This window comes from Saccharopolyspora sp. NFXS83 (assembly GCF_026241095.1).
GTDB lineage: Bacteria > Actinomycetota > Actinomycetes > Mycobacteriales > Pseudonocardiaceae > Saccharopolyspora_C.
The window spans coordinates 42,973-62,103 of record NZ_JAPFGB010000018.1; the positions used below are offsets into that span (position 1 = coordinate 42,973).

The 19,131-nt window shown below is 67.6% G+C and carries 24 protein-coding genes and 1 tRNA gene; 16 read left to right on the forward strand and 9 right to left on the reverse strand.

What is annotated here, in order from left to right; translation table 11 throughout:
• The first annotated feature begins 104 nt into the window (after window positions 1–104).
• Both OOZ19_RS19825 and OOZ19_RS19830 read left to right on the forward strand, forming a co-directional pair.
• Window positions 105–1,037 carry a CPBP family intramembrane glutamic endopeptidase gene (locus OOZ19_RS19825; protein ID WP_266091621.1) on the forward strand — a complete coding sequence of 311 codons (933 nt, stop codon included), beginning with the start codon at window positions 105–107 and terminating at the stop codon, window positions 1,035–1,037.
• Between the two features lie 161 nt (window positions 1,038–1,198).
• The gene (locus OOZ19_RS19830; RefSeq protein ID WP_266091708.1) at window positions 1,199–1,801 is read left to right on the forward strand and encodes a GNAT family N-acetyltransferase; all 603 of its coding nucleotides are present in this window, start codon (window positions 1,199–1,201) and stop codon (window positions 1,799–1,801) included.
• A gap of 716 nt (window positions 1,802–2,517) precedes the next feature.
• Here OOZ19_RS19830 and OOZ19_RS19835 read toward each other — a convergent pair.
• The 5 genes from OOZ19_RS19835 to OOZ19_RS19855 form a co-directional block, all read right to left on the reverse strand.
• Window positions 2,518–3,438, reverse strand: coding sequence for a hypothetical protein (locus OOZ19_RS19835; RefSeq protein WP_266091622.1), 921 nt, complete (start codon window positions 3,436–3,438; stop codon window positions 2,518–2,520).
• Window positions 3,439–3,775: 337 nt separating this feature from the next.
• Window positions 3,776–3,985: a hypothetical protein gene (locus OOZ19_RS19840; protein ID WP_266091623.1), complete on the reverse strand. Its 210-nt coding sequence runs from the start codon at window positions 3,983–3,985 to the stop codon at window positions 3,776–3,778.
• A gap of 49 nt (window positions 3,986–4,034) precedes the next feature.
• Window positions 4,035–4,289: a GntR family transcriptional regulator gene (locus OOZ19_RS19845; protein WP_266091624.1), complete on the reverse strand. Its 255-nt coding sequence runs from the start codon at window positions 4,287–4,289 to the stop codon at window positions 4,035–4,037.
• A gap of 406 nt (window positions 4,290–4,695) precedes the next feature.
• Complete coding sequence (locus OOZ19_RS19850) at window positions 4,696–5,631, reverse strand: SUMF1/EgtB/PvdO family nonheme iron enzyme (RefSeq protein WP_266091625.1); 936 nt, start codon at window positions 5,629–5,631, stop codon at window positions 4,696–4,698.
• Window positions 5,632–5,693: 62 nt separating this feature from the next.
• Window positions 5,694–6,473 (reverse strand): aminotransferase class IV family protein, encoded by a 780-nt coding sequence (locus OOZ19_RS19855; RefSeq protein WP_266091626.1) that lies wholly within the window; start codon window positions 6,471–6,473, stop codon window positions 5,694–5,696.
• Window positions 6,474–6,670: 197 nt separating this feature from the next.
• Here OOZ19_RS19855 and OOZ19_RS19860 point away from each other — a divergent pair, with 197 nt between their 5' ends.
• Window positions 6,671–6,868, forward strand: a complete 198-nt coding sequence (locus OOZ19_RS19860) for a hypothetical protein (RefSeq protein ID WP_266091627.1) — start codon at window positions 6,671–6,673, stop codon at window positions 6,866–6,868.
• Here the strand turns inward: OOZ19_RS19860 and OOZ19_RS19865 are convergent.
• A complete protein-coding gene (locus OOZ19_RS19865) occupies window positions 6,861–7,256 on the reverse strand; it encodes a GntR family transcriptional regulator (protein WP_266091628.1) in 396 nt (131 codons plus the stop codon). The two genes, OOZ19_RS19860 and OOZ19_RS19865, sit on opposite strands and share 8 nt — an antisense overlap.
• Window positions 7,257–7,365: 109 nt before the next feature.
• Here OOZ19_RS19865 and OOZ19_RS19870 point away from each other — a divergent pair, with 109 nt between their 5' ends.
• The 13 genes from OOZ19_RS19870 (at window position 7,366) to OOZ19_RS19930 (ending at window position 17,092) form a co-directional block, all read left to right on the forward strand.
• Window positions 7,366–7,644 carry a hypothetical protein gene (locus tag OOZ19_RS19870; RefSeq protein ID WP_266091629.1) on the forward strand — a complete coding sequence of 93 codons (279 nt, stop codon included), beginning with the start codon at window positions 7,366–7,368 and terminating at the stop codon, window positions 7,642–7,644.
• Window positions 7,644–8,108, forward strand: a complete 465-nt coding sequence (locus OOZ19_RS19875; RefSeq protein ID WP_266091630.1) for a DUF3307 domain-containing protein — start codon at window positions 7,644–7,646, stop codon at window positions 8,106–8,108. Before OOZ19_RS19870 ends, OOZ19_RS19875 begins: the two co-directional genes overlap by 1 nt.
• Window positions 8,109–8,131: 23 nt before the next feature.
• A complete protein-coding gene (locus tag OOZ19_RS19880; RefSeq protein ID WP_266091631.1) occupies window positions 8,132–8,314 on the forward strand; it encodes a hypothetical protein in 183 nt (60 codons plus the stop codon).
• Window positions 8,315–8,344: 30 nt separating this feature from the next.
• A complete protein-coding gene (locus OOZ19_RS19885) occupies window positions 8,345–8,773 on the forward strand; it encodes an NUDIX domain-containing protein (RefSeq protein WP_266091632.1) in 429 nt (142 codons plus the stop codon).
• 85 nt (window positions 8,774–8,858) lie between these two features.
• Window positions 8,859–9,098, forward strand: a complete 240-nt coding sequence (locus tag OOZ19_RS19890) for a hypothetical protein (RefSeq protein WP_266091633.1) — start codon at window positions 8,859–8,861, stop codon at window positions 9,096–9,098.
• A complete protein-coding gene (locus tag OOZ19_RS19895) occupies window positions 9,095–9,955 on the forward strand; it encodes an ABC transporter permease (protein WP_266091634.1) in 861 nt (286 codons plus the stop codon). Before OOZ19_RS19890 ends, OOZ19_RS19895 begins: the two co-directional genes overlap by 4 nt.
• Entirely contained in the window at window positions 9,952–12,135 is a 2,184-nt protein-coding gene (locus tag OOZ19_RS19900; RefSeq protein ID WP_266091635.1) for an FtsK/SpoIIIE domain-containing protein, read from the forward strand. Before OOZ19_RS19895 ends, OOZ19_RS19900 begins: the two co-directional genes overlap by 4 nt.
• Window positions 12,136–12,276: 141 nt before the next feature.
• Entirely contained in the window at window positions 12,277–12,534 is a 258-nt protein-coding gene (locus OOZ19_RS19905; protein WP_266091636.1) for a hypothetical protein, read from the forward strand.
• An 81-nt stretch (window positions 12,535–12,615) separates the two neighbouring features.
• Window positions 12,616–13,221, forward strand: coding sequence for a GGDEF domain-containing protein (locus OOZ19_RS19910; RefSeq protein WP_266091637.1), 606 nt, complete (start codon window positions 12,616–12,618; stop codon window positions 13,219–13,221).
• 14 nt (window positions 13,222–13,235) lie between these two features.
• Complete coding sequence (locus OOZ19_RS19915) at window positions 13,236–14,240, forward strand: bifunctional DNA primase/polymerase (protein WP_266091638.1); 1,005 nt, start codon at window positions 13,236–13,238, stop codon at window positions 14,238–14,240.
• 29 nt (window positions 14,241–14,269) lie between these two features.
• Window positions 14,270–15,517 carry a DUF3631 domain-containing protein gene (locus OOZ19_RS19920; protein ID WP_266091639.1) on the forward strand — a complete coding sequence of 416 codons (1,248 nt, stop codon included), beginning with the start codon at window positions 14,270–14,272 and terminating at the stop codon, window positions 15,515–15,517.
• Window positions 15,514–15,813 carry a helix-turn-helix domain-containing protein gene (locus OOZ19_RS19925; protein ID WP_266091640.1) on the forward strand — a complete coding sequence of 100 codons (300 nt, stop codon included), beginning with the start codon at window positions 15,514–15,516 and terminating at the stop codon, window positions 15,811–15,813. Before OOZ19_RS19920 ends, OOZ19_RS19925 begins: the two co-directional genes overlap by 4 nt.
• Before the next feature lie 10 nt (window positions 15,814–15,823).
• Window positions 15,824–17,092 (forward strand): tyrosine-type recombinase/integrase, encoded by a 1,269-nt coding sequence (locus OOZ19_RS19930; RefSeq protein ID WP_266091641.1) that lies wholly within the window; start codon window positions 15,824–15,826, stop codon window positions 17,090–17,092.
• A 92-nt stretch (window positions 17,093–17,184) separates the two neighbouring features.
• Here OOZ19_RS19930 and OOZ19_RS19935 read toward each other — a convergent pair.
• From OOZ19_RS19935 to OOZ19_RS19945, 3 genes are all read right to left on the reverse strand, one after another.
• Window positions 17,185–17,269 (reverse strand) — tRNA-Ser (locus OOZ19_RS19935).
• Window positions 17,270–17,323: 54 nt separating this feature from the next.
• On the reverse strand, window positions 17,324–17,758 hold the full coding sequence (locus tag OOZ19_RS19940) for a MarR family winged helix-turn-helix transcriptional regulator (protein WP_416309472.1): 435 nt from the start codon (window positions 17,756–17,758) through the stop codon (window positions 17,324–17,326).
• A gap of 109 nt (window positions 17,759–17,867) precedes the next feature.
• Entirely contained in the window at window positions 17,868–19,061 is a 1,194-nt protein-coding gene (locus OOZ19_RS19945) for an endonuclease/exonuclease/phosphatase family protein (protein ID WP_416309467.1), read from the reverse strand.
• Window positions 19,062–19,131: the final 70 nt, after the last annotated feature.

A 19,131-nucleotide genomic window follows, 5' to 3' on the forward strand; every position in this document is an offset into this window, starting at 1 on the left:
TGATCACCTCGCAGCCAGGGCTTGAGTGTGACGTCACGTCAACGTGTCCACTTGGTCGCGGCGAACACGTACGCGCCACCGACGACCGAGGAGTGGAGAACAGCATGGCAGGTAGCACCGCTGCATCGTGGGCGGTCGACCCCGCGGAGACCGGCACGGACCGCGCGGGTGGCGTCCCCTACCACCGGGCCCTGGTCCACGACCGGCGACGGGTGGGACGTGGCGTCGCCGCGATCGTGCTGGTGGTCGTCGGGCTGTTCGGGTTCGGATCGGTGATCACTTGGCTGGCGGCCCAAGTCGACTTGTCCATGGGGCGGGTCAACCCGACGCTCGGCGGTGACGACGTCACGGTCCTCTTCCAGGCCGCTGGGGCGGCCTCGATCGCGTTGCTCATCCCGTGGAGCATGCTCGTGCAGCGCTGGCTCTACGGAGTCCGGGGACGCTCCCTGATCTCGGTCGTCTCCCGGTTCCGGTTCGACCGGTTCGGATGGGCGCTTCTCTTCGCCGGCCCGCTGTCGGTTCTCTGCATCGCCGTCGTCTCGCTCGTGACCCCGGTCGAGCCCGCGCAGTTCAACAGCGCGGATCTGATCGGTCTCCTCGCCGTCACCCTGCTGCTGACCCCGCTGCAGGCAGCGGGGGAGGAGTTCGGGTTCCGCGGTCTCGTCCTGCGCGTCGCGAGCAGCTGGAACCGGAACCCGCGCACCGCGCTGCTCGTCGGCGTGGTGGTCTCGGCAGCGTTGTTCGGCGCGATCCACTTCCAAGGCAACCTGTGGCTGAACCTGAACTACCTGACCCTCGGCATCGGCGCGGCGCTCATCACCTGGCGCACGGGTGGGCTCGAGACGGCTGTGGTCCTCCACGCTCTGAACAACACCGTCAGCTTCACCTTCGCACTGGTGCTGCACACCGATCTGCTCGGCGGCACGGGTGAACCGGCGCTGCTGCTCCTCACCGTACCCACGATCGCCACGACGGCCGCGGTCTTCGCAACCACCCGCCGGCACGGCCCCACGACCGTTCGTGCGGCGACGCCTTGAGGATCGGGGGTTAGTTGTGCCGGCGCTTAGGCCGAGTCATCCAGCAGCCGTTCGAGTCCTTCGGCCGGCGCGGCAGGGTGGGCTCCCGGACCGCGTGTTCAGGCTGACAACGAGGGCGGGCGGCTCAAACGTTCGCCTGCTGAAAAGGTGATTCGGTGAACATGGCAGACCATGAAAACGTCCCCGTCGTACGTCCCATCACCGACGCCGACATCTCCACCACGGTCGACACACTTGCTCGAGCCTTCGCCGATTACCCCTTCACCCGGCACGTGATCGCCGCAGAAGGCCATGAGGAACGGGTCCGGCGCTTCCAGGAAATCTGTCTCACCCGTATCGGCATGGTGTACGGCCGCGTGTGGGTCGCCGACGAAGGGCGCGCTGTCGCCGTGTGGGCCACTCCCGACGAGGATCCCTCGCCCGCTTTCGCCGAGGTCGGCCCGGTGCTCGGCGAGCTGACCGGCGACCGGCAGGCCGCCTACGAATCCGCAGAGCAGGCTGTTGCTCCATACCGGCCGCAGGAGCCGGCGTGGTTCCTCAACACGGTGGCCGTCTCTCCCGAAGCGCAGGGGAAGGGCCTTGGCAGCGCGGTGCTGGTTCCCGGCATCGAGGAGGCAGGGAACGCCGGGTATCCGGCGTTCCTGGAGACCTCCAGCGAGAGGAACGTGCGGTTCTACGAGCGGCTCGGCTTCCGGGTCACGGCCGCTGTCACCCTCCCCGACGGCGGCCCCCACACATGGTGCATGCGCAAGGACCCGCGCTGATGTCTGGAATCGACCAAGCAGGTCAGGCACTGGACCTCCTGGCACCGGCACATCACGCTCGCCGTTACGGCCGGTGGTTTTCTTGCCCATAGCCGCGTTCGAGACCGCCTTCACTGGTTCTGATCGACTGCGCGTCCAGTACCGCCGCTGATGGGCACGGGTCACGCCCGTCTTGGGCGCGGGCCTGGTCCCGTAATGCGGTGTGGATGCGGTCGAACACGCCCGCGGCCGTCCAGGTCCGGTACCACCGATACGCCGCGTCCCGCGGCAGCAGATCACCCACGACAGGTACTCCCGGACAAGCCCGCTGCTGGCGCTGTGCTCCTGCACTGGGGAAGAACGCCCCGGAACGTTCCGGCAAGGGGCAACTGAGACTAAAACTGAGACTAGGAGCAACAGAGCCCGGCGAGATTGATCCTCGCCGGCTCTGTTCGTGCTGGTCACAGGAGCGGAAGCGGGGGGATTCGAACCCCCGGTCCCTCTCGGGACGCTCGCTTTCAAGCTCTGAGCAGGCATGTTCGGCAGTGTCCGCGGATGTGGTTGTTCCTGGAATGGACTGGTTCTCGGACTCGGCCGAACGCTGTTGAACGTCTGCGAATGCAACCACAACTGCAACCACCGTGAGATCCAAGTCGGCGCGCTCGCAGCGCTGCGGGCTGAGTGGGCAGCCTCGCCGTCGGCTGGTTGACATACCGTCGAGCGAGTCCGCCAGCGCTTCAGCAAGCCGGGTAGCCACTTGGTGGAGTACAAGAGTTTGTGATCTTGGCAGTAACTGTCACCTGCGGATACTGCTTTTTGAATCGTCGAAAAATTGGCCGGATTCGATTCGTCGTCTCGAGTGGCGCAAAAGGGACCTCTTTTAATGATTCGACGGAAGGCAATTCCTCTCGGTCTTCGTAATCTGCTTTCAGGTCAGTCCAATGTGCCTCAACTGTCATGTCTGATGCAACGGCAGGGTAGTCGGATTCCGTTCCTGGATCTTCCGGTTTTCTCCAGCAGAAAAGGGTAATCTTGCGCGGTTCGTGAATGTTGCCATCTGAGGATGAAAGAGAGGAGGGGGGATTTTTGGTTGCGGGAGGAAGATAGGTATCAGTGCTCCCTGGGATGTTAAGTCTTCGTGCGTGGCTAAGGTATTTATCTGCCGACCCTCCTGGTTTTGTTTCGTCTGGTAGTTCTGTTTCTGGCGACTTCTGGAATTTTAGGCCAAAAGCTTTGCTGATCGCGTGACGGGGAGCTGCCTGGTCGTGCTTTCGTTGGTCATTGAAAGCGTTCCCTAGTTCCCGGTAGATCGCGTTGCGTTCCTGCTCTGCTCGGTAGATAGCTGCAGTGGCTCCAGCTCGAATGTCCTCATCCCTGCTGTATCTCGGGTTTGGCAATCCTGCTGCTGTGATCGCCACGAGGGGATCAAGGTCTCCCCATCCGTAGGAGCTTGCAACAAGCTGGACGATCCGATCGCATACCTTTTCCGGCGGATACTTAATCGCTTCCTCTGTATTTGTTGGGGGTGTCGAATCGATCCGTCCCCAGAGGTTGCCCTCGTGCCACCACAGCTCCACCTCGAACTCCCAGTTTTCCCAATCCGCGTAACCGCACACGCGTGTGCGGAGCGCTCCCGATTCGGTGATGCGACCGCGCATCGTGAGTCTCGAATGCATCGCCTCAGATTGCCATGAGCGCCTACTCGGCGCGACCTGGGGGCCTGTGGATAAAGCTGTGGATAAATCCTGCTACTCCCTTGATCAACTTAATTTGGCGAAGCTGATTCACATGAGCAACGTGGTCGGTTTGAAGCCAGGAGACGAGTGCCCGAACTGCGAGGGGAGCGGCAACAACAACGACTGCAACACTTGCGGCGGGGTAGGTAGGCTCTAGCGATCGGTTCTGGTAGAGCGCCCTGGGTTCCCCGCAGGTTGGTTCCCAGGGCGACCAAAACGCAGCACGCCAGAATAACAGCATTTTATCGGCTGGCCTGAGTCAGGATGCGCACGGCAAAACTAGTTCGCCGACGGTTCTGGGCAGTTTTCGTGGCTCTTCGCGGACGACGTCGAGGTCGAACTTGTGTCGGCCGCGATGCGCGACGAGCGCGACGGAGATCAGCTCTTCGTCGGCGTAACGGCTGATGGAGCGGCGGCAGACCCTAGCCCCCTTCGCCAGCTCGCCGGGGGACAGCAGCCGCTTGGTCACGTGGTGAACGTATGGCTGCGGCGTGTCCGCTGCTGCGGCTTAGTTGCGCCTAACGTGCTGCTACGAAGGTGCCTCGTCCGTGCACCACGGTCACTGTTCCGCCGTCGGCCAGCGCTGCCAATGCTCGGCGCACTGTCCCTCGGGCGACGCCGTACAGCTCGGTGAGCTCGGCTTCGCTGGGCAGGCGGGAGTTCGACGGCAGCTCGCCCGACTCGATGTCGGCGGTGATGTCGTCGGCAACCTGCTGCCACACCGTCACCGGCCCGTCGTGGTCGATGCGGCCGGAACGGTCCTGCCAAGTCATGACATCAGTCTGGATACCCGTTGACCTGTACGGATGAACCTCTACGACCAAGGATGTCTAGAGACGTACATAGTCGTCTACTGTGTGTCCATGAGCGACAAATCACGGTTGGCTGTCGTGCTCCGCACTGCGCAGTGGGAATTGGACGAAGTTGCGTTCGCGCTTCCCGGCGGTCAGGTCACAGACGATCAGCGGGTCCGGTTGGCCTCGACGCTGGCAGCTCTCGCCGAGCTTCTGGGTGCGCCTGCGCCAGGCGAACCCCTCACAAGCGCGCCACTCAGCACCTGTCAGCACCGAGTGGTGTTAGAGACGTCCTCAGAAGGCGTTGAGATCGCCGTAGAGGACTCGAAACGGGCGCCCTGAACCCCTTGGTCTCAGCGAGAGGCGGCAAGGCCGTTGCCTCGGGCTAGCTTCCGAGGAGCTTCCGCATATCTTCGGCAGACACTGCGCAGCGGAAGCCGGTGTCGTCGTCGCACATCGACTCGGCGGCATCGTTGAACGACGGTGGTGCGCAGCGCTCGAACGGGCTCGTCCACGCACCGCCCTTGAGCTCACGGCGGCCAGGAGTTGACCCGGTTACGCACCATTCCCAGACGTTGCCGCACAGGTCATAGACTCCGTACGGGCTCACGCCGCTCTGGTAGCGGCCGACCGGGGTGGTGGCGCCGATGCCGTTCTCCCGGACGTTGCACTTCGCCGGGGTGGGCTGGTCGCCCCACGGGTAGACGTTGCCGCGCGTGCCTCGGGCGGCCTTCTCCCACTGTTGCGCGGTTGGGAGCGCCTTGCCCGCCCACGAGGCGTAGGCCGCCGCGTCGGTCCAGGTCACGAACACCACCGGATGCGTGGCCAGTTCCGCCGGCATCTCGCCGTCCGGCCAGTGCTTCGGCGCGGGGTGTCTGGTCGCGGCGACGAAACGGGCGTAGTCGGCGTTGCTCACCGGATGCACGTCGAGGAAGTACCCGGCCAGCCACACGGGATCGTTGCTGCGGCCGGAGAGGAAGACGCTCCCCTCGACTTCCACCATCTCGCTGCCGTCCGCCGGGTGGCGAACCTTGCTGCTCCCAATCGGAGCAGGCCCTGAGTCGTCACCGGCGCCGGACACGAGCGCATCACCGGTCAGATGCGCGAAACGGGCTTGGGTGTCGGCGTCGCTGCGGTTCAGGCAGGTGTCGAGCGCGGCTTGGTTCACCGGCCGTGGGCGGATGTTCTCCCCGCCCGCTTCCCACTTCGAGATCATGCGTTCGCTGATGCCCAGGTGGGCGGCGAACTCTCGGATGCTCATCCGCTTCGCGTCGCGAAGCGCTCGGACCTCAACGCCTGACCACTGGTGAACCGTCGCCACTTGAGCTGCACTCCCCTGAACCCGATGTTGCTGGTGGGGAGCCTAACCCGCGAGCGCAAGAGCTAGATCTCTTCGCCGGGGATCTCGGCGTACAGCTCGCGCAGCTCGCCGAGCTTGGGGTGATCGTCGGGCCACTCGGTGCCGTCCACGGCGACGATCGCGCGGACCCCGGACGCGGCGTTCGTCGCGAACGCGGCATCGAACGCGGGCAAGTCCGAAAGGGTCAACGGCTCCTCTGTGACGGCTTCATCGAGCCCTTGGCGCAGCAGGCCCATCGTCACGCCAGCGAGCCATTCCGAGCGCGGCCACACGATCTGATCCCCGCGAACGAAACCGATGTTCGAGGTGGCGATTTCCGAAATGGTTCCGTCCGGGTTCAGGAACAGAACATCGTCGAATCCGTCGCGCTGTGCCGCGCGCCGGTGCTTCATTGCGCCGAATAGGCCGACGTGTTTGATCGCCGGGTCTTCACGGCGGTATGAGACGGCTTGCACTCGCCAAGGTGCGGGCTGCTCGGTTGACGCCGGGCGGGTGGTGACGAGCACGTGTGGTTTGGCGGTAGCGCCGATGGCTCCCATTTCCAACGTCGGGTCGTAGATCGTCACGCGGGCCGTGGTCGGCTGCTCGGCGCCGGCCAACGCCTTGCGGATGAACTCGCGCACGCGGTCGGTGTCCAGCTCGACGTTGAACAGGTGCCGGCAGTCCCTGACCAGGCGTTCCAGGTGGAGCGACAGTCCGCGGACCCGGTTTTCCTCGACCAGCATCGAGGTGAAGTGCCCGTAGTTCGTCAAGGCCAGCGCCTTGATCTGGTCGAGGGTCGCGGGTGCGCCGTTCAGCTCCATGCGCGCCAGCATCGCACTTCACAGCCTGGCACTGAACCCGCGCCGTACCGAAGTGCAGTGAAAGTTCAGGGGTGCCGGTTCAGCGAAAGTTCAGCGCGGAGGGGGCGGTAGGGCAGTTCTGCTCCGTCGCTTTAGGGCGCAATCTAGATGTGCAAGCGACAACGGCCCTTGCGGAACTGGCGAGAAGGAGCGAACTCATGGCGAAGCAGACGATTCCGGGAATGAAGTCCAGCGGCGGCGCCTTGCCGAAATTCGTGTTCGCACTCGCCCTAGTGGCGTTTCTGGCTCTGGTCATCAAGAGCCCGGTAGCGGCAGCCGACTTGGTGACGACGGCGATGGCGGGAGCCGGTCACGTTGGCGAGTCCCTGATGACCTTCTTCGGCGAGGTCAGCTGATGCTGCGCTCTTTGTCCGCGTGCTCGGCGAGCGTCGCGACCCGTGATTCGAGGTCTCCCAACATGGCGTCGAACTGCCGGACCTCGGCCCGGAGGTCCCCGATCTCGGCCCGAACCTTCTTCAGCTCGGCGGCGAGGTCGACGTCTTCCGAGTGGTCGCGGACCTGCGCCCCGGCGTTCGGGCGGATCGTGACCGCGCCCCGATCGCGCAGTAGCCGCGCCGCCGCCATCGCCGTGTTCACGGCCACGCCGAACTCATCGGCGAGCGCCCGGTAGGTCGGCAGCGCCGCACCTGGTCGCAGGTCGCCGGACTCGATCCGGGTCATGAGCGCGTCGGCCACGCGACGACTGGCAGGGCGTTTGTCCTCGTCAGGAGCGTTGTCAGCCACGCGATCACCCTACTCGAAACGTCTTGAGACATGGGGTTGACACGACCCCTCGTCTTACCTAATGTCTTCAAACATCCGAGATGTCTTGCGACATTACCAAGGAGTTGAGATGCACTACCTGGACTTCGACGCCCTGCCGGAAGGGCTCGCCGACTGCGAAGCGCCGTTGGAGGAATGGGACCGCCTGCACGTGCGGGACCACTGGGATGCGGTCGTCGCCGAGGAGCTGGGTTCCCCGGAACCCGTCGTCACGCCGTACGTCTGGTCGGAGATGGGTTCCGGCGAACGGGTTCGTCTGCGCCGCTACCAACGGCGGGCCGGGAACACGGTGCTCCGGCTGGTCTCCGCCGAGGTTCCGGCGGCCGAGCTGGACGGGGAGGCCGCGTGATGATCGGTCACCTGGAGCCTGCGCTGATCTTCGCTGCGGTTCTGCCTGCGCTGTTGGTGGCGCATCACGTCGCTGATCACTGGTTGCAGACCTCGCACCAGGCGGCGAACAAAGGTCGCCCGGACTGGCTCGGGCGGTTCAGCTGCGCCAAGCACGTGCTGTCCTACACCGCCGCGACCGCCGGAACCGTCGCGCTGCTGTGGGCGGTGCTCGGCCTGCCGATCAGCCCGGCCGGGTTCGTCGTCGGCCAGGTAGTCAGCGCGATCACCCACTACTGGGCCGACCGCCGCCACACCCTCGCCGCACTGGCGGACCGGGTCGGAAACGGCGAGTTCTACCGCTTCGGCGCACCTCGCACCGGACGCGACGACAACCCGAGCCTGGGCACCGGCGCCTACGTGCTCGATCAGTCCTGGCACTGGCTGTGGCTGGCCGTCGCCGCCCTGCTCACCGCCGTTCTCTGACCACCACACCACCAGGAGGAGCCATGTCCAAGCACGTCACCGTCCACATCGGCGGCCGGAGCTACACCGCCGACGACCTCGCCGAGGGCAAGCACTCCGAGGACCCGGCGATCACCGAGCCGGGCGGCACCGTCGTGAACGTCAACCGCGGTGGCGTGGTCGGCATCCAGGCCGGGGTCATCACCGGCGGCATCACCTTCGACTGAACCCGCACCACCGTCTGAAAGGGCATTGTCTTGTCTGAGATCACCAACGCCAGCCTGACCACCGACATCGTCCTGTTCGCCGAGTCCGGCGGAGTCCGCCACGTGCTGCTCATCCGCCGGGGTTGGGCGCCGTTCGCGGGGCATTGGGCGCTTCCGGGTGGCTATGTCGACACCGGGGAGCGGTTCCTCACCGCTGCCCGTCGCGAACTGACCGAAGAGACCGGCCTGACCACCGGGCACCTGGAGCAAGTCGGCGTCTACGACGAGCCCGACCGCGACCGGCGCGGCCGAGTGATCTCCGTGGCCTTCACCGCGCTGCTGCCGACGATGCCGCCCGCCACCGCCGGAGACGACGCGCGAGACGCCCGCTGGATGCCCGTCGACGTCGCGCTGTCCCGTCGCCTGGCGTTCGACCACGACCTGATCGTCCGCGACGCGCTCCACCACCACTCCCGCTAGGGGTGCCCCCGGCCCAGCCAATCCCGCCAAGAACCGTGCTGGGCCGGGGCTCCCAACCAATCCCTGATTAACCAGGAGGAATCCGATGCTAGTGCGCCTGTTCCGGATCGTGGCCCCGCCCGTGCGGGTGACGTTCCAGGCGTTGCGGTGGGCCGTGCTGCCCGCCGTGCTGCTGGTAGCGCTGTCGCTGGCTTCCGGGCTGGTGCGCACCACCGCCCTCGGAGCGTTCGCCGTGATCGTGCTGCTGAAGGGCGTGATGCTCGCCGTCGAGTACCTCGGCGACCGCATCCCCGCGCCCCGGCTGCTGCCGGAGGTGGCCCGGTGACCACCGCGAAGAGCGCTTACCCGACTCCGATCGAAGATCTCCTGCCGCAGGCTCGGCAGCTCGCGGCGGACCTCGGCGAACTGCCGTCGCGGAACCGGCTCATGTCGGAACTGAAGATCGGCGCGAAGAAGGCCAACACGGTCCTGGACCTGCTCACCGAGCCCGCCCAGGACTTGGAGGAGACGAACCCGGTTCGGCTGCACCTGGTCTCCGAACCGGACTCGACGGCCCCCGACGAGCAGGCAACAGAGCCGCCCGACGAGGGCCACGACGAAGCGGAGAGTCCAGAGCCGGAACCCGCCGATCCCGCCCCGGCCGAGCGGGGTGAGCCGGAGGAACCGACCGCTCATGAGCAGCCGAGTCCGGTCGAGTCCGAGCAGGTCAGCAAGATCGTGAACCCGGAGCCGCCGACCGTCGGCAAGCCGGTCCCGCGCTGGCCGGTGCTGCTGCTGGCGCTGCCCGCGTTCGTAGCGATCTGGTCCGGGTGGGTCGGGCTCGGCGGGCTCACCGGGTTCGGGATCGTGCACCCCCTTCCGGGCATCTGGGACGGCCTAGAACTCAACACCGCGATCACGCTCCCCATCGGAGTCGAGACCTACGCCGCCTACGCACTGCGGGTGTGGCTGTCCGGCCAGGTTCCCCGCCGAGCCCGCCGGTTCGCCCAGGTCTCCGCGCTGGGCTCCCTCGGGCTCGGAGCGCTCGGGCAGGTCGCTTACCACCTGATGACCGCCGCAGGCATGACCGCCGCCCCGTGGTGGATCACCACCTTGGTCGCTTGCCTGCCCGTTGCCGTGCTCGGCATGGGCGCGGCTCTGACTCACCTGCTGCACACCGACCACCCGGAGGTGACCCCATGACCAACCACGAGGAACACCAGGACCAGGACGAGCAGCAGAGCGCCCGAGTCCTGCACCTGCCCTCCGAACGAGTCACCACACCCACCACCGATCAGCCCGCGCCGGAGTCGGCCGAGGCTGAGGCGGAGGTGATCGACGGGGAGATCGTCGAGCCGCCGCAGGTGGACCAGCCGACGAAGCCCGAGCTCGGTTCGGCGCTGGTCCGGGCTGAGAAGCGGCTCCCAATCCTCCCGGCGTGGGCCAAGGATGCCGAGGAGTTCCGGGCTACCGCTCGGTGGGCGCTGGGCTATGTCGGGCACTCAGCCGGGTTCCATGCGGTGCGGTGCCCGGTCTACGTCGCTCGGGTCGTCATGCGGATTCCGGGAGGCACACTGCGGCTGGTCGGTGGCCTGTTGCGGTGGATCGGCGACGCCGAAGGTCTCCCGGTGCGGCTCGCGTCGGCACGGCGGGAGGACGCCGCCGAGTACCTGAAGCTGTCCCAGCAGCGGGACGGACGGGTCAGGGCTCGCGCGATCATCGCTACTGGGCTCGGCGTGGCCGCGCTGGCTGCGGTCCTGCTCGGACACGCCGTGCTTCCCGCTGCGGTGCAGTGGACTGCGGCCGTGCTCGCGCTCGCTGGCCTGGGCTGGTTGGGAGCGCCTTCTGACAAGCCGATCGCGTCGCGGGCGGTGGAGTCCACCAAGGTCCCCAAGCTCACCTCCGGCGCCGTCGAAACCGCACTGGCATCCCTGGGTATCTCCCTGATCAACCAGGCATTGGGCAAGGGCGGAACCGGAGTCGGGTTCCCCCGGCCGATCGCCCGGGACGGGAAGGGCTGGCGGGCGGATATCGACCTTCCGCCGGGGGTGACACCGGGCGACATCATGGAGCGTCGCGCCAAGCTCGCCTCCGGCCTGCGCCGACCGCTGGGGTGCGTGTGGCCGGAGGCCGACAACGCCGAGCACGCCGGACGCCTCGTGCTCTGGGTCGGCGATCAGGACATGCGCAAGGCCACCCAGCCCGCGTGGGCGCTGCGCAAGGGCAACAACGTGGACCTGTTCCAGTCCCAGCCGTTCGGGACCGATCAGCGTGGCCGGTGGGTCGATCTGCGGTTGATGTTCACCTCGGTGGTCATCGGGGCGATTCCCCGTATGGGCAAGACGTTCGCGCTGCGCGAGCTGCTGCTCATCGCCGCCCTCGATCCACGGGCGGAGCTGCACACCTACGACCTCAAAGGCACCGGCGACCTCGACCCCCTCGAATCCGTCACCCACGTCCACGGGGTCGGCGACGAGCCGGAGGAAATCGACCAGGCCGTGACCGACCTGCGAGCACTGCGCGACGAACTGCGGCGCCGGGCGAAGCTGATCCGCGACCTGGCGAAGAACGGAAAGGCGCCGGAGAACAAGGTCACCCCCGATCTGGCCAGCAATAAGAGCCTGCGGCTGCACCCCATCGTGATCGGGGTCGATGAGTGCCAGGTGTGGTTCGAGCACCCCGACTTCGGCGAGGAACTTGAAGCGATCTGCACCGACCTCGTGAAGCGGGGTCCGGCGCTGGGGATCATCTTGATGCTCGCCACCCAACGCCCCGACGCGAAGTCCCTGCCGACCGGGATCAGCGCGAACGTCTCGACCCGGTTCTGCCTGAAAGTCCAGGGACAGACCGAAAACGACATGGTCTTGGGCACCTCCAAGTACAAGCAAGGCGTCCGGGCCACGACGTTCGCATGGGAAGACAAGGGCATCGGCTACCTGGTGGGTGAAGGCAGCGAGGCGCAGATCGTGCGCACGGTCGCTGGGCTCGACGGCCCGGCCGCCGAGAAGGTCGTCAGCTACGCCCGACACCTGCGCGAGCAGGCCGGAACCCTGACAGGCCACGCCATCGGCGAGCAGCTCCAGTCCGAACAGGACTCCCGCCGAGACACGCTCTTGGAAGACGTCCTCACCGTGGTGCCGGAGACGGAGAAGAAGGTCTGGAACGAACGCGTCATCGCACGCCTCTACGAACTGCGACCCGACACCTACGGCACCTATCGGGAAGCCGCCGACCTCACCGCCGCACTCAAGCGCCACGGCATCCGCACCGCCCAGGTCTGGGGCACCACCGACGAAGGCAAGGGCGCCAGCCGCATCGGCATCACACGCGCCGACATCGCCGAAGAAGTCACGGAACGTAACAGCCATCGCGATGCCGGATAGCCCCCGGCAGGTCTCTAGCCCTAGACGGTGCCGCCTCTAGGTCTAGAGGCCCCGCTAGACACCCATCCCTTTTTCCACCAGCGCCCTAGTTCCTAGAGGCGTGCGGGCCGACCTATGCCCGAAACCGCCTGGAGGCCACCTGTGACCCCCGCAAACTCCGCGAGCGCCATCCTCATCGCCGCCCTGCTCATCATCACGCTCGGTTACGTCGCGAGCTGTGTGCTCTGGCCGTTCAAGGCGTGCCGGACCTGCAACGGCGAGGGCAAGTTCCGCTCCCCGTTCATCCGCGCCATCCGACTCTGCCCCGCCTGCCGCAGCACCGGGCTACAGCCCCGTGCCGGGCTGAAGGCCTGGAACGCCTACCGGCGCCTGCACCGCACGAACCGTCGCAACCGCTGAGGAAACCGCGGTCCCGCCCGGCTGTCTCTGGCCGGAGGTCGACGGGCGGGACCACTTCACTCCCGAAGGAGCGCACCGCTCATGTTCGCAGAACTCACCTTGCCCCTGATGACCGCCGGATGGGCCACGGCCGCCACCGCCGCCGTGGCCTTCCTGGACCGCCGACTGCACACCGACGAACTCACCGGCATCGGCAACCGCGCCGCACTCCGACGCCACTCACGGCGCTTCCGCCGGTGCGGGCTCGTCGGGGCGCTGCTGATCGACCTGGACCACTTCAAGGCCATCAACGACACCCACGGCCACCATTTCGGCAACGACGTCCTGACCGCCGTCGCCGCCCGTCTGGCCGAGCACACCGCGCCCGGTGAACGAGCCGTGCGGCTGCACGGCGACGAATTCGCTCTCCACCTGGGCCGCGTCGCCAGCCGTGCCGCCGCGCAGCGCCGGGCCGACGAGATCGCCCAGGTACTCGCCGAGCCGCTGGAAGTCGGGGGCTACCGCCTGACCGTGCTGGGCAGCGTCGGGCTCGCCGTGGCCGATGCCGGCGCTTCCCTCAGCGATCTGCTCGGCGCCGCTGACCGGCGGATGTACGCCGCCAAGCACACCCGCCGGTCGGCCGTGTCGCTGGCCGGGCGACCGCGCCGAGTCCGCGACCTGCCGCCGCAGCCCGACCACGCCGCCTGAAGGAGGAACTCATCGTGACCAGCTACCTCGAACTCGCCATCTGGCTCGCACACCACGGGCTGCACGTCTTTCCGCTGCGGCCGGACAGCAAGCGCCCGTTCGGAAACTGTCTGCCCTGCAAAGCCGACAAGTGCACTCCCGCGGAATGCCACTGCCTGAAGACCGCTCGGCCCTGCCACGGCTACCTCTCGGCCAGCACCGACCCGGCCGTGATTCGCCGGTGGTGGACCTACACCCCGCGCGCCAACGTCGGCATCAGCACCGGTGCATCCGGGCTCGTGGTGCTCGACCTGGACCGCAAGAACAAGCCAGCCGCACCCGCCGCACACGACGTGCCCAACCTCGTCGCGGACGGGTTGGAAGCACTGCACACCATCACCACGGCTGAGGGTGTGCACGTGCCGGAGACGTTGGAGGTCTCGACACCGAGCGGTGGGCGGCACCTGTACTTCCGTGCTCCGGCAGATCTCGACGCGACCAGCGACGCCACCGGCCGAGTCGGTCACCAAATCGACGTCCGCGCCCAGGGCGGCTACGTGGTGGCTCCGGCCTGCCGGATCACCGCACCGCCGGAGGACTGCACCGGCACCTACGAACGCACCTCCGACCGGATCGACATCGCCGAGCTGCCCGCCTGGCTGGCCCACCGAGTCGCACCACGCTCCGCCGTGACGACCACGGCTCCCAACCTCCCGGCCGGTCCTGTCGGTGACCACGCGCCCGGCTATTGGCGGCAGGTCTGGGACGCCGAGCTGCACAAGGTCGAAACCCGCGACGGGGAGCGCTGGCGCCTCGTCTACGCCTCCGCCCGCCGTCTGGCGAACCTCGCCGCCCACGACACGGCCCCGTGGTCCGAACACGACGCGATCAGCGCCCTGGTGGACGCGGCGATCCGCCGCCGCCAGCGCACCGGCAAACCGATCGAGGAAGCCACTGCTCGTCGCAACGCCGCCCGTGGCTGGCAGCGCGGCAGCCACGACGGCCCGGACTCGCTGCACGGCTTCGGCCACACCGCATGACCACTCCACCGCTTCCCGGAGGTACCCCGATGACGCCTGAACCCGCCCGCACCGGCGCCGCACTGCTCGACGAGCTGCACGCGGCTCTGACTCGCTACGTGATCCTGCCCAGCCCGCACGCCCTGGACGCCGTTGTCCTCTGGACCGCTGCCAGCCATGCCCAGCTTGCTTGGGCACACGCCCCGCGCCTGGTCATCCGTGCACCCGAGAAGCGCTGCGGCAAGTCCCGCTTGCTCGACGTCGTGGAGGCGACCTGCCATGACCCGTTTCTGACCGTCAATGCCAGCCCGGCGGCCGTGTACCGGTCGATCACTGAGGACCCGCCCACGATGCTCGTCGACGAGGCCGACACGATCTTCGGCCCGAACGCCGACGGCAACGAAGATCTTCGGGGTCTGCTCAACGCCGGGCATCAGCGCAACCGCCCGGCCAAGCGCTATGACGCCGCCACCAACCGCGTGGAGTCGATTGCCACGTTCGCGATGGCCGCGCTCGCCGGGATCGGCACCATGCCCGACACCATTGAAGACCGGGCCGTCATCATCCGGATGCGCCGCCGAGCACCTGGCGAGAAGGTCGCGCCCTACCGGCACCGGCGCGACCGGCCCGCGCTCGTGGAACTCGCGGGGCGGGTCGGTGAATGGCTGCGCGCCGACCTGGCCCAGCTCGAACGCGCCGAACCCCCGATGCCGATCGAGGACCGCGCGGCCGATACCTGGGAACCGTTGATCGCTGTTGCCGATCACGCGGGCGGTGACTGGCCCGACCGGGCCAGGGAAGCCGCTCTGACGCTGATCGCCGAGTCCCAGGGCGACAACGAAGGAACGCTGCGCACCCGCCTGCTGATCGACTGCCGGACCGCGTTCGGTGATCAGTACGAGATCGCCAGCGGTGAACTCATCCGTCAGCTCAACGCCGACCCCGAAGCACCCTGGCGCGACTACGGCTCCCAAGGGCTCACTCAGGCCAAGCTCGCCCGGCTGCTCGGGGAGTTCGACATCCGCTCGGGAAACGTCCGCTTCCCCGACGGCTCCCAGTCCAAGGGCTACCGCCGTGCGGACTTCCTCGACGCCTGGACCCGCTACTGCCCGCCCGCCGGGGGTGAGCCGTCCCAGCCGTCCCAAGCGTCGCCGCCCAGCTCAACGCGGGACGCCTTGCACCCCCGGGACGGATCAAAGCGTCCCACCGAACCAAACCGTCCCAGCCTGACCAGCATCGCGACGCCTGGGACGGCTGGGACGGCTACCCCCTCCACCACGGAAAGGGGCGCCGCATGACCGACCGCGCTACCGACATCGCCGCCACCCTGGCCAAGCTCGCCGCGCTGCTCGCCGAGCAAGAGCAACCCGCGCCCCAGCCCGATCGGACCGTGCGCGTGATGCCATCCCGCGTGCTGCTGACCGTCGAAGAGGCCGCCGAACAACTCGGCGTCGGCCGCACGACCGCCTACGCCCTGGTGCGGTCCGGCGAACTCGAATCAGTCCGCATCGGCCGACTCCGCCGCATCCCGAAGGAAGCGATCAACGCCTATGCCGCGCGCCTTGTCCAGCAGCCCCAGCAGAACGCAGCCTGAAAGGGAACCCGTGGCGAAGAAGAGCAGGAATGCCAACGGCCGATCGAGCATCTACAAGGGCAGCGATGGGGTATGGCATGGCTGGGTGACCGTCGGCACGAAGGACAACGGGAATCCTGACCGTCGTCACGTCCGAGGCAAGACCAAGCCTGTGGTGACCGAGAAAGTCAGCAAGCTGGAACAGCAGCGAGAGGACGGGAAAGTCCGCAAGGCTGGGCAGACGTGGACCATTGAGCAGTGGCTTTCGCACTGGCTGGACAACATCGTTGCTCCGCCCGCGATCACAGAGAATGCCTGGGACGCGTACTCGAATGCTGTGCGCGTCCACCTGATCCCAGGGTTGGGAGCGCACCGTCTCGACAAGCTCGAACCGGAACACTTGGAACGGCTCTACCGGAAGATGACCAAATCGGGTTCCTCTGCGGGAAACGCCCACCAGGTACACCGAACGGTCCGAGCGGCACTGAATGAGGCAATGCGCCGGAAGCACATCGTGGAAAATCCGGCGACTCTCGCACGTGCTCCGAAGGTGGATGAGACGGAAGTCGAGCCCTACTCGGTCGCAGAGGTGAAGAGCCTCCTCGAAACGGCGCAAGAGCAGCGGAACAGTGCGCGGTGGGCGATTGCGCTAGCGCTCGGCCTGCGGCAAGGGGAAGTGCTCGGCCTTCAGTGGTCGGATATGGATCTCGATGCGGGCACGCTCCTGGTCCGGCGCAGTCGGCTGCGGCCGAAGTGGCGGCACGGGTGCAACGGTGGCTGTGGGCACAAGCACGGCGGGCACTGCCCGCAGCGCATCGCACTTCGAGAGGAGACCGCCGCGACGAAGTCCCGCGCCGGTAAGCGGGGGATGGGACTACCGGATGAACTGGTTCACCTGCTCAAACAGCACCACGAGCAGCAGACGCGGGAACGAGAGGTAGCGGCCGAGCTGTGGCACAGCAGCGACTACGTCTTCACCGCGCCGACGGGGGAGCCGCTGCACCCGCGTACGGATCACTCCGAGTGGAGGCGGCTCCTCGAACGAGCCGGAGTGTCGGAACGGCGGCTGCACGATGCCCGGCACACCGCCGCGACGGTTCTCCTGCTGCTCGGAGTCCCCGAGCGGACAGTCATGGGAGTCATGGGCTGGTCCAATACCGCGATGGCGGCCCGGTACCAGCACATCACCGCCACCATTCGGCGAGACGTGGCCGACCGGGTTGGGGGACTGCTGTGGAACCCGTCGGAGACCGCGGAAGGCTCCACCGAGAAGGAGGCTGAGCCGCCACAGGACGGCTGACAGGACGCAACTGCAACCGGAACTGCAACCGGACGCAACAAAGCCCGGCGGGAGTCATCCCTGCCGGGCTCTGTCGTTGCTGGTCACCGTTGCGGAAGCGGGGGGATTCGAACCCCCGGTCCCTCTCGGGACGCTCGCTTTCAAGGCGAGTGCATTCGGCCGCTCTGCCACGCTTCCAAGGCGGGAGCCTAGCGCTCTGGGCAGGTGCCGGGGCATCGGGGAGGGGGCGGGTCAGGGCTCGGCGTGGTCGCGCAGGCGGGTCCTGACTCGTTCGAACACGGCGGCCAGGACCTGCTTCTCCGCGGGTTCCAGCAGGTCGATCAGGTGCTCGCGGACGCCGGCGACGTGGGAGGGGGCGGCGGCGCGCAGGACTTCCTCGCCGCGGTCGGTGAGCACGGCCAGGACGCCGCGGCCGTCGTCGGGGCAGTCGTTGCGGCGCACCAGTTCGGCGTTCTCCAACCTGCGGATCTGGTGCGAGATGCGGCTTTTCGAGTGCGCCACGTCCTTGGCGAGTTCGCTCATCCGGAGTTGCCGGTCAGGCTGCTCGGACAGCCGGACCAGGATCTCGTAGTCGGCGATGGAGAGGTCGTGGGCCGCTTGCAGTTCCCGGTTGAGGCGGTGTTCCAGCAGGGCGCTGCCCTCGATGTAGGAGCGCCACGCCGCCATCTCCTCGTCGTCGAGCCAGCGGACCTGTCGTTCGCTCCCATCGATCACGTCGTCAGGTTAGTCGGGTTCGTGCCGGGGCGGGAGCCGTCCGGCGGGGCCGCGCCTCCCGTCACACCCGCAGGTCGACCCAGGCGAGGTGGTGGTCGGAGGCGTCGTTGAGGTGTGCCGTCGCGTCTTGCGGGGTTGGCCAGAAGACGCCACTTCCGGTGGTGCGCAACGGCCAGGACGGCAGCACGTAGTCCACGCGCAGGTTGCCGGGGGCGTCGTCGTTGAAGTCGGCGGTGTCCAGCCGGGCGGGGCCGCGGTGCCCGGTGTTGGCGCCGCCTTGGTCGTGCGCAGCCTGGACCGCGCCCGCGCTGGCGGGTTCCGGGTCGCGCACCCGGTGCGCGTTGAGCAGGCGGTTCGCGGCGCCGGGGACGCTGTCGCCGTCGGCGGGGTCGGAGTTGTGGTCGCCCGCGATGACGAACCGCGCTCCGGGGGCCAGTCCGCCTCGGCGGCCCTCGTCGTCGTAGAGGTAGCCGCCGCGTGCCGGGTGCACGTAGTCGGACCAGAAGCGGATCTCGTCGTTGTTGCGCAGGCCGTTGCGGTCCTCGGTGCCGTCGAAGTTCGGGGGAGTGGGGTGGGCGGCGAGCAGGTGGATCCTGCGGCCGTCGACTTCGACGGGGACGTCCCAGTGCGACTTCGACGACAGCCGCACCTCGCGCAGCTCCTCCGGCGAGTACCAGTCGGCCGGTTCGAGCGTGGCGGGGTCGTCGGGCAGCAGCGCGCCGGGCATGTCGGCCCAGCGGAACCGCTGGAAGGTGCGCACCGCGTCCTCGTCGATGGGGTGCTTCGAGAGCACGACCATGCCGTACTGGCCGGGGAATTCGCCGAAACCGTGGGCGTCGCCGGGGCCGCCGACGGTGCCGTCGTGGTCCAGGTCCATGCCGGAGGGGACGCCGGTGTTCACGGGAGCCGTGTAGCTGTGCGGGTAGTCGATCGGCCGGGCGCCGTGGTGGCCGACGGCGAGGTAGTTGTCCCGGAACGCGTCCACGGCCGCGCCGCCTTCGACGTGGTCGAACTCGTTGAGCAGCAGCACGTCCGGCCGGGCTCGCTGCACGACCTCGGCGACCTTCGCGGCCTGCGGGTCGTCCGGTGTGGACAGATCGGCGAGCAGTTCGCCCGCGGCGGGCCGGTTCAGCGAGGCGTTGAACGTGGCGAAGCGGACCGTCGGCTCCCCTCCGGCGGCGGTCGCGGGGGTGGTGAGCGCGGTGCTCGCAACGACGGCGCCGATGGCGGCGAGCGCGGTGAAGCGTCGATTCACGGTGTCCTCCCGGTGTCGGCGCCACTCTCACAGGTCTCGGCGACGCGCAGGTGAACGACGATCCGGGGAT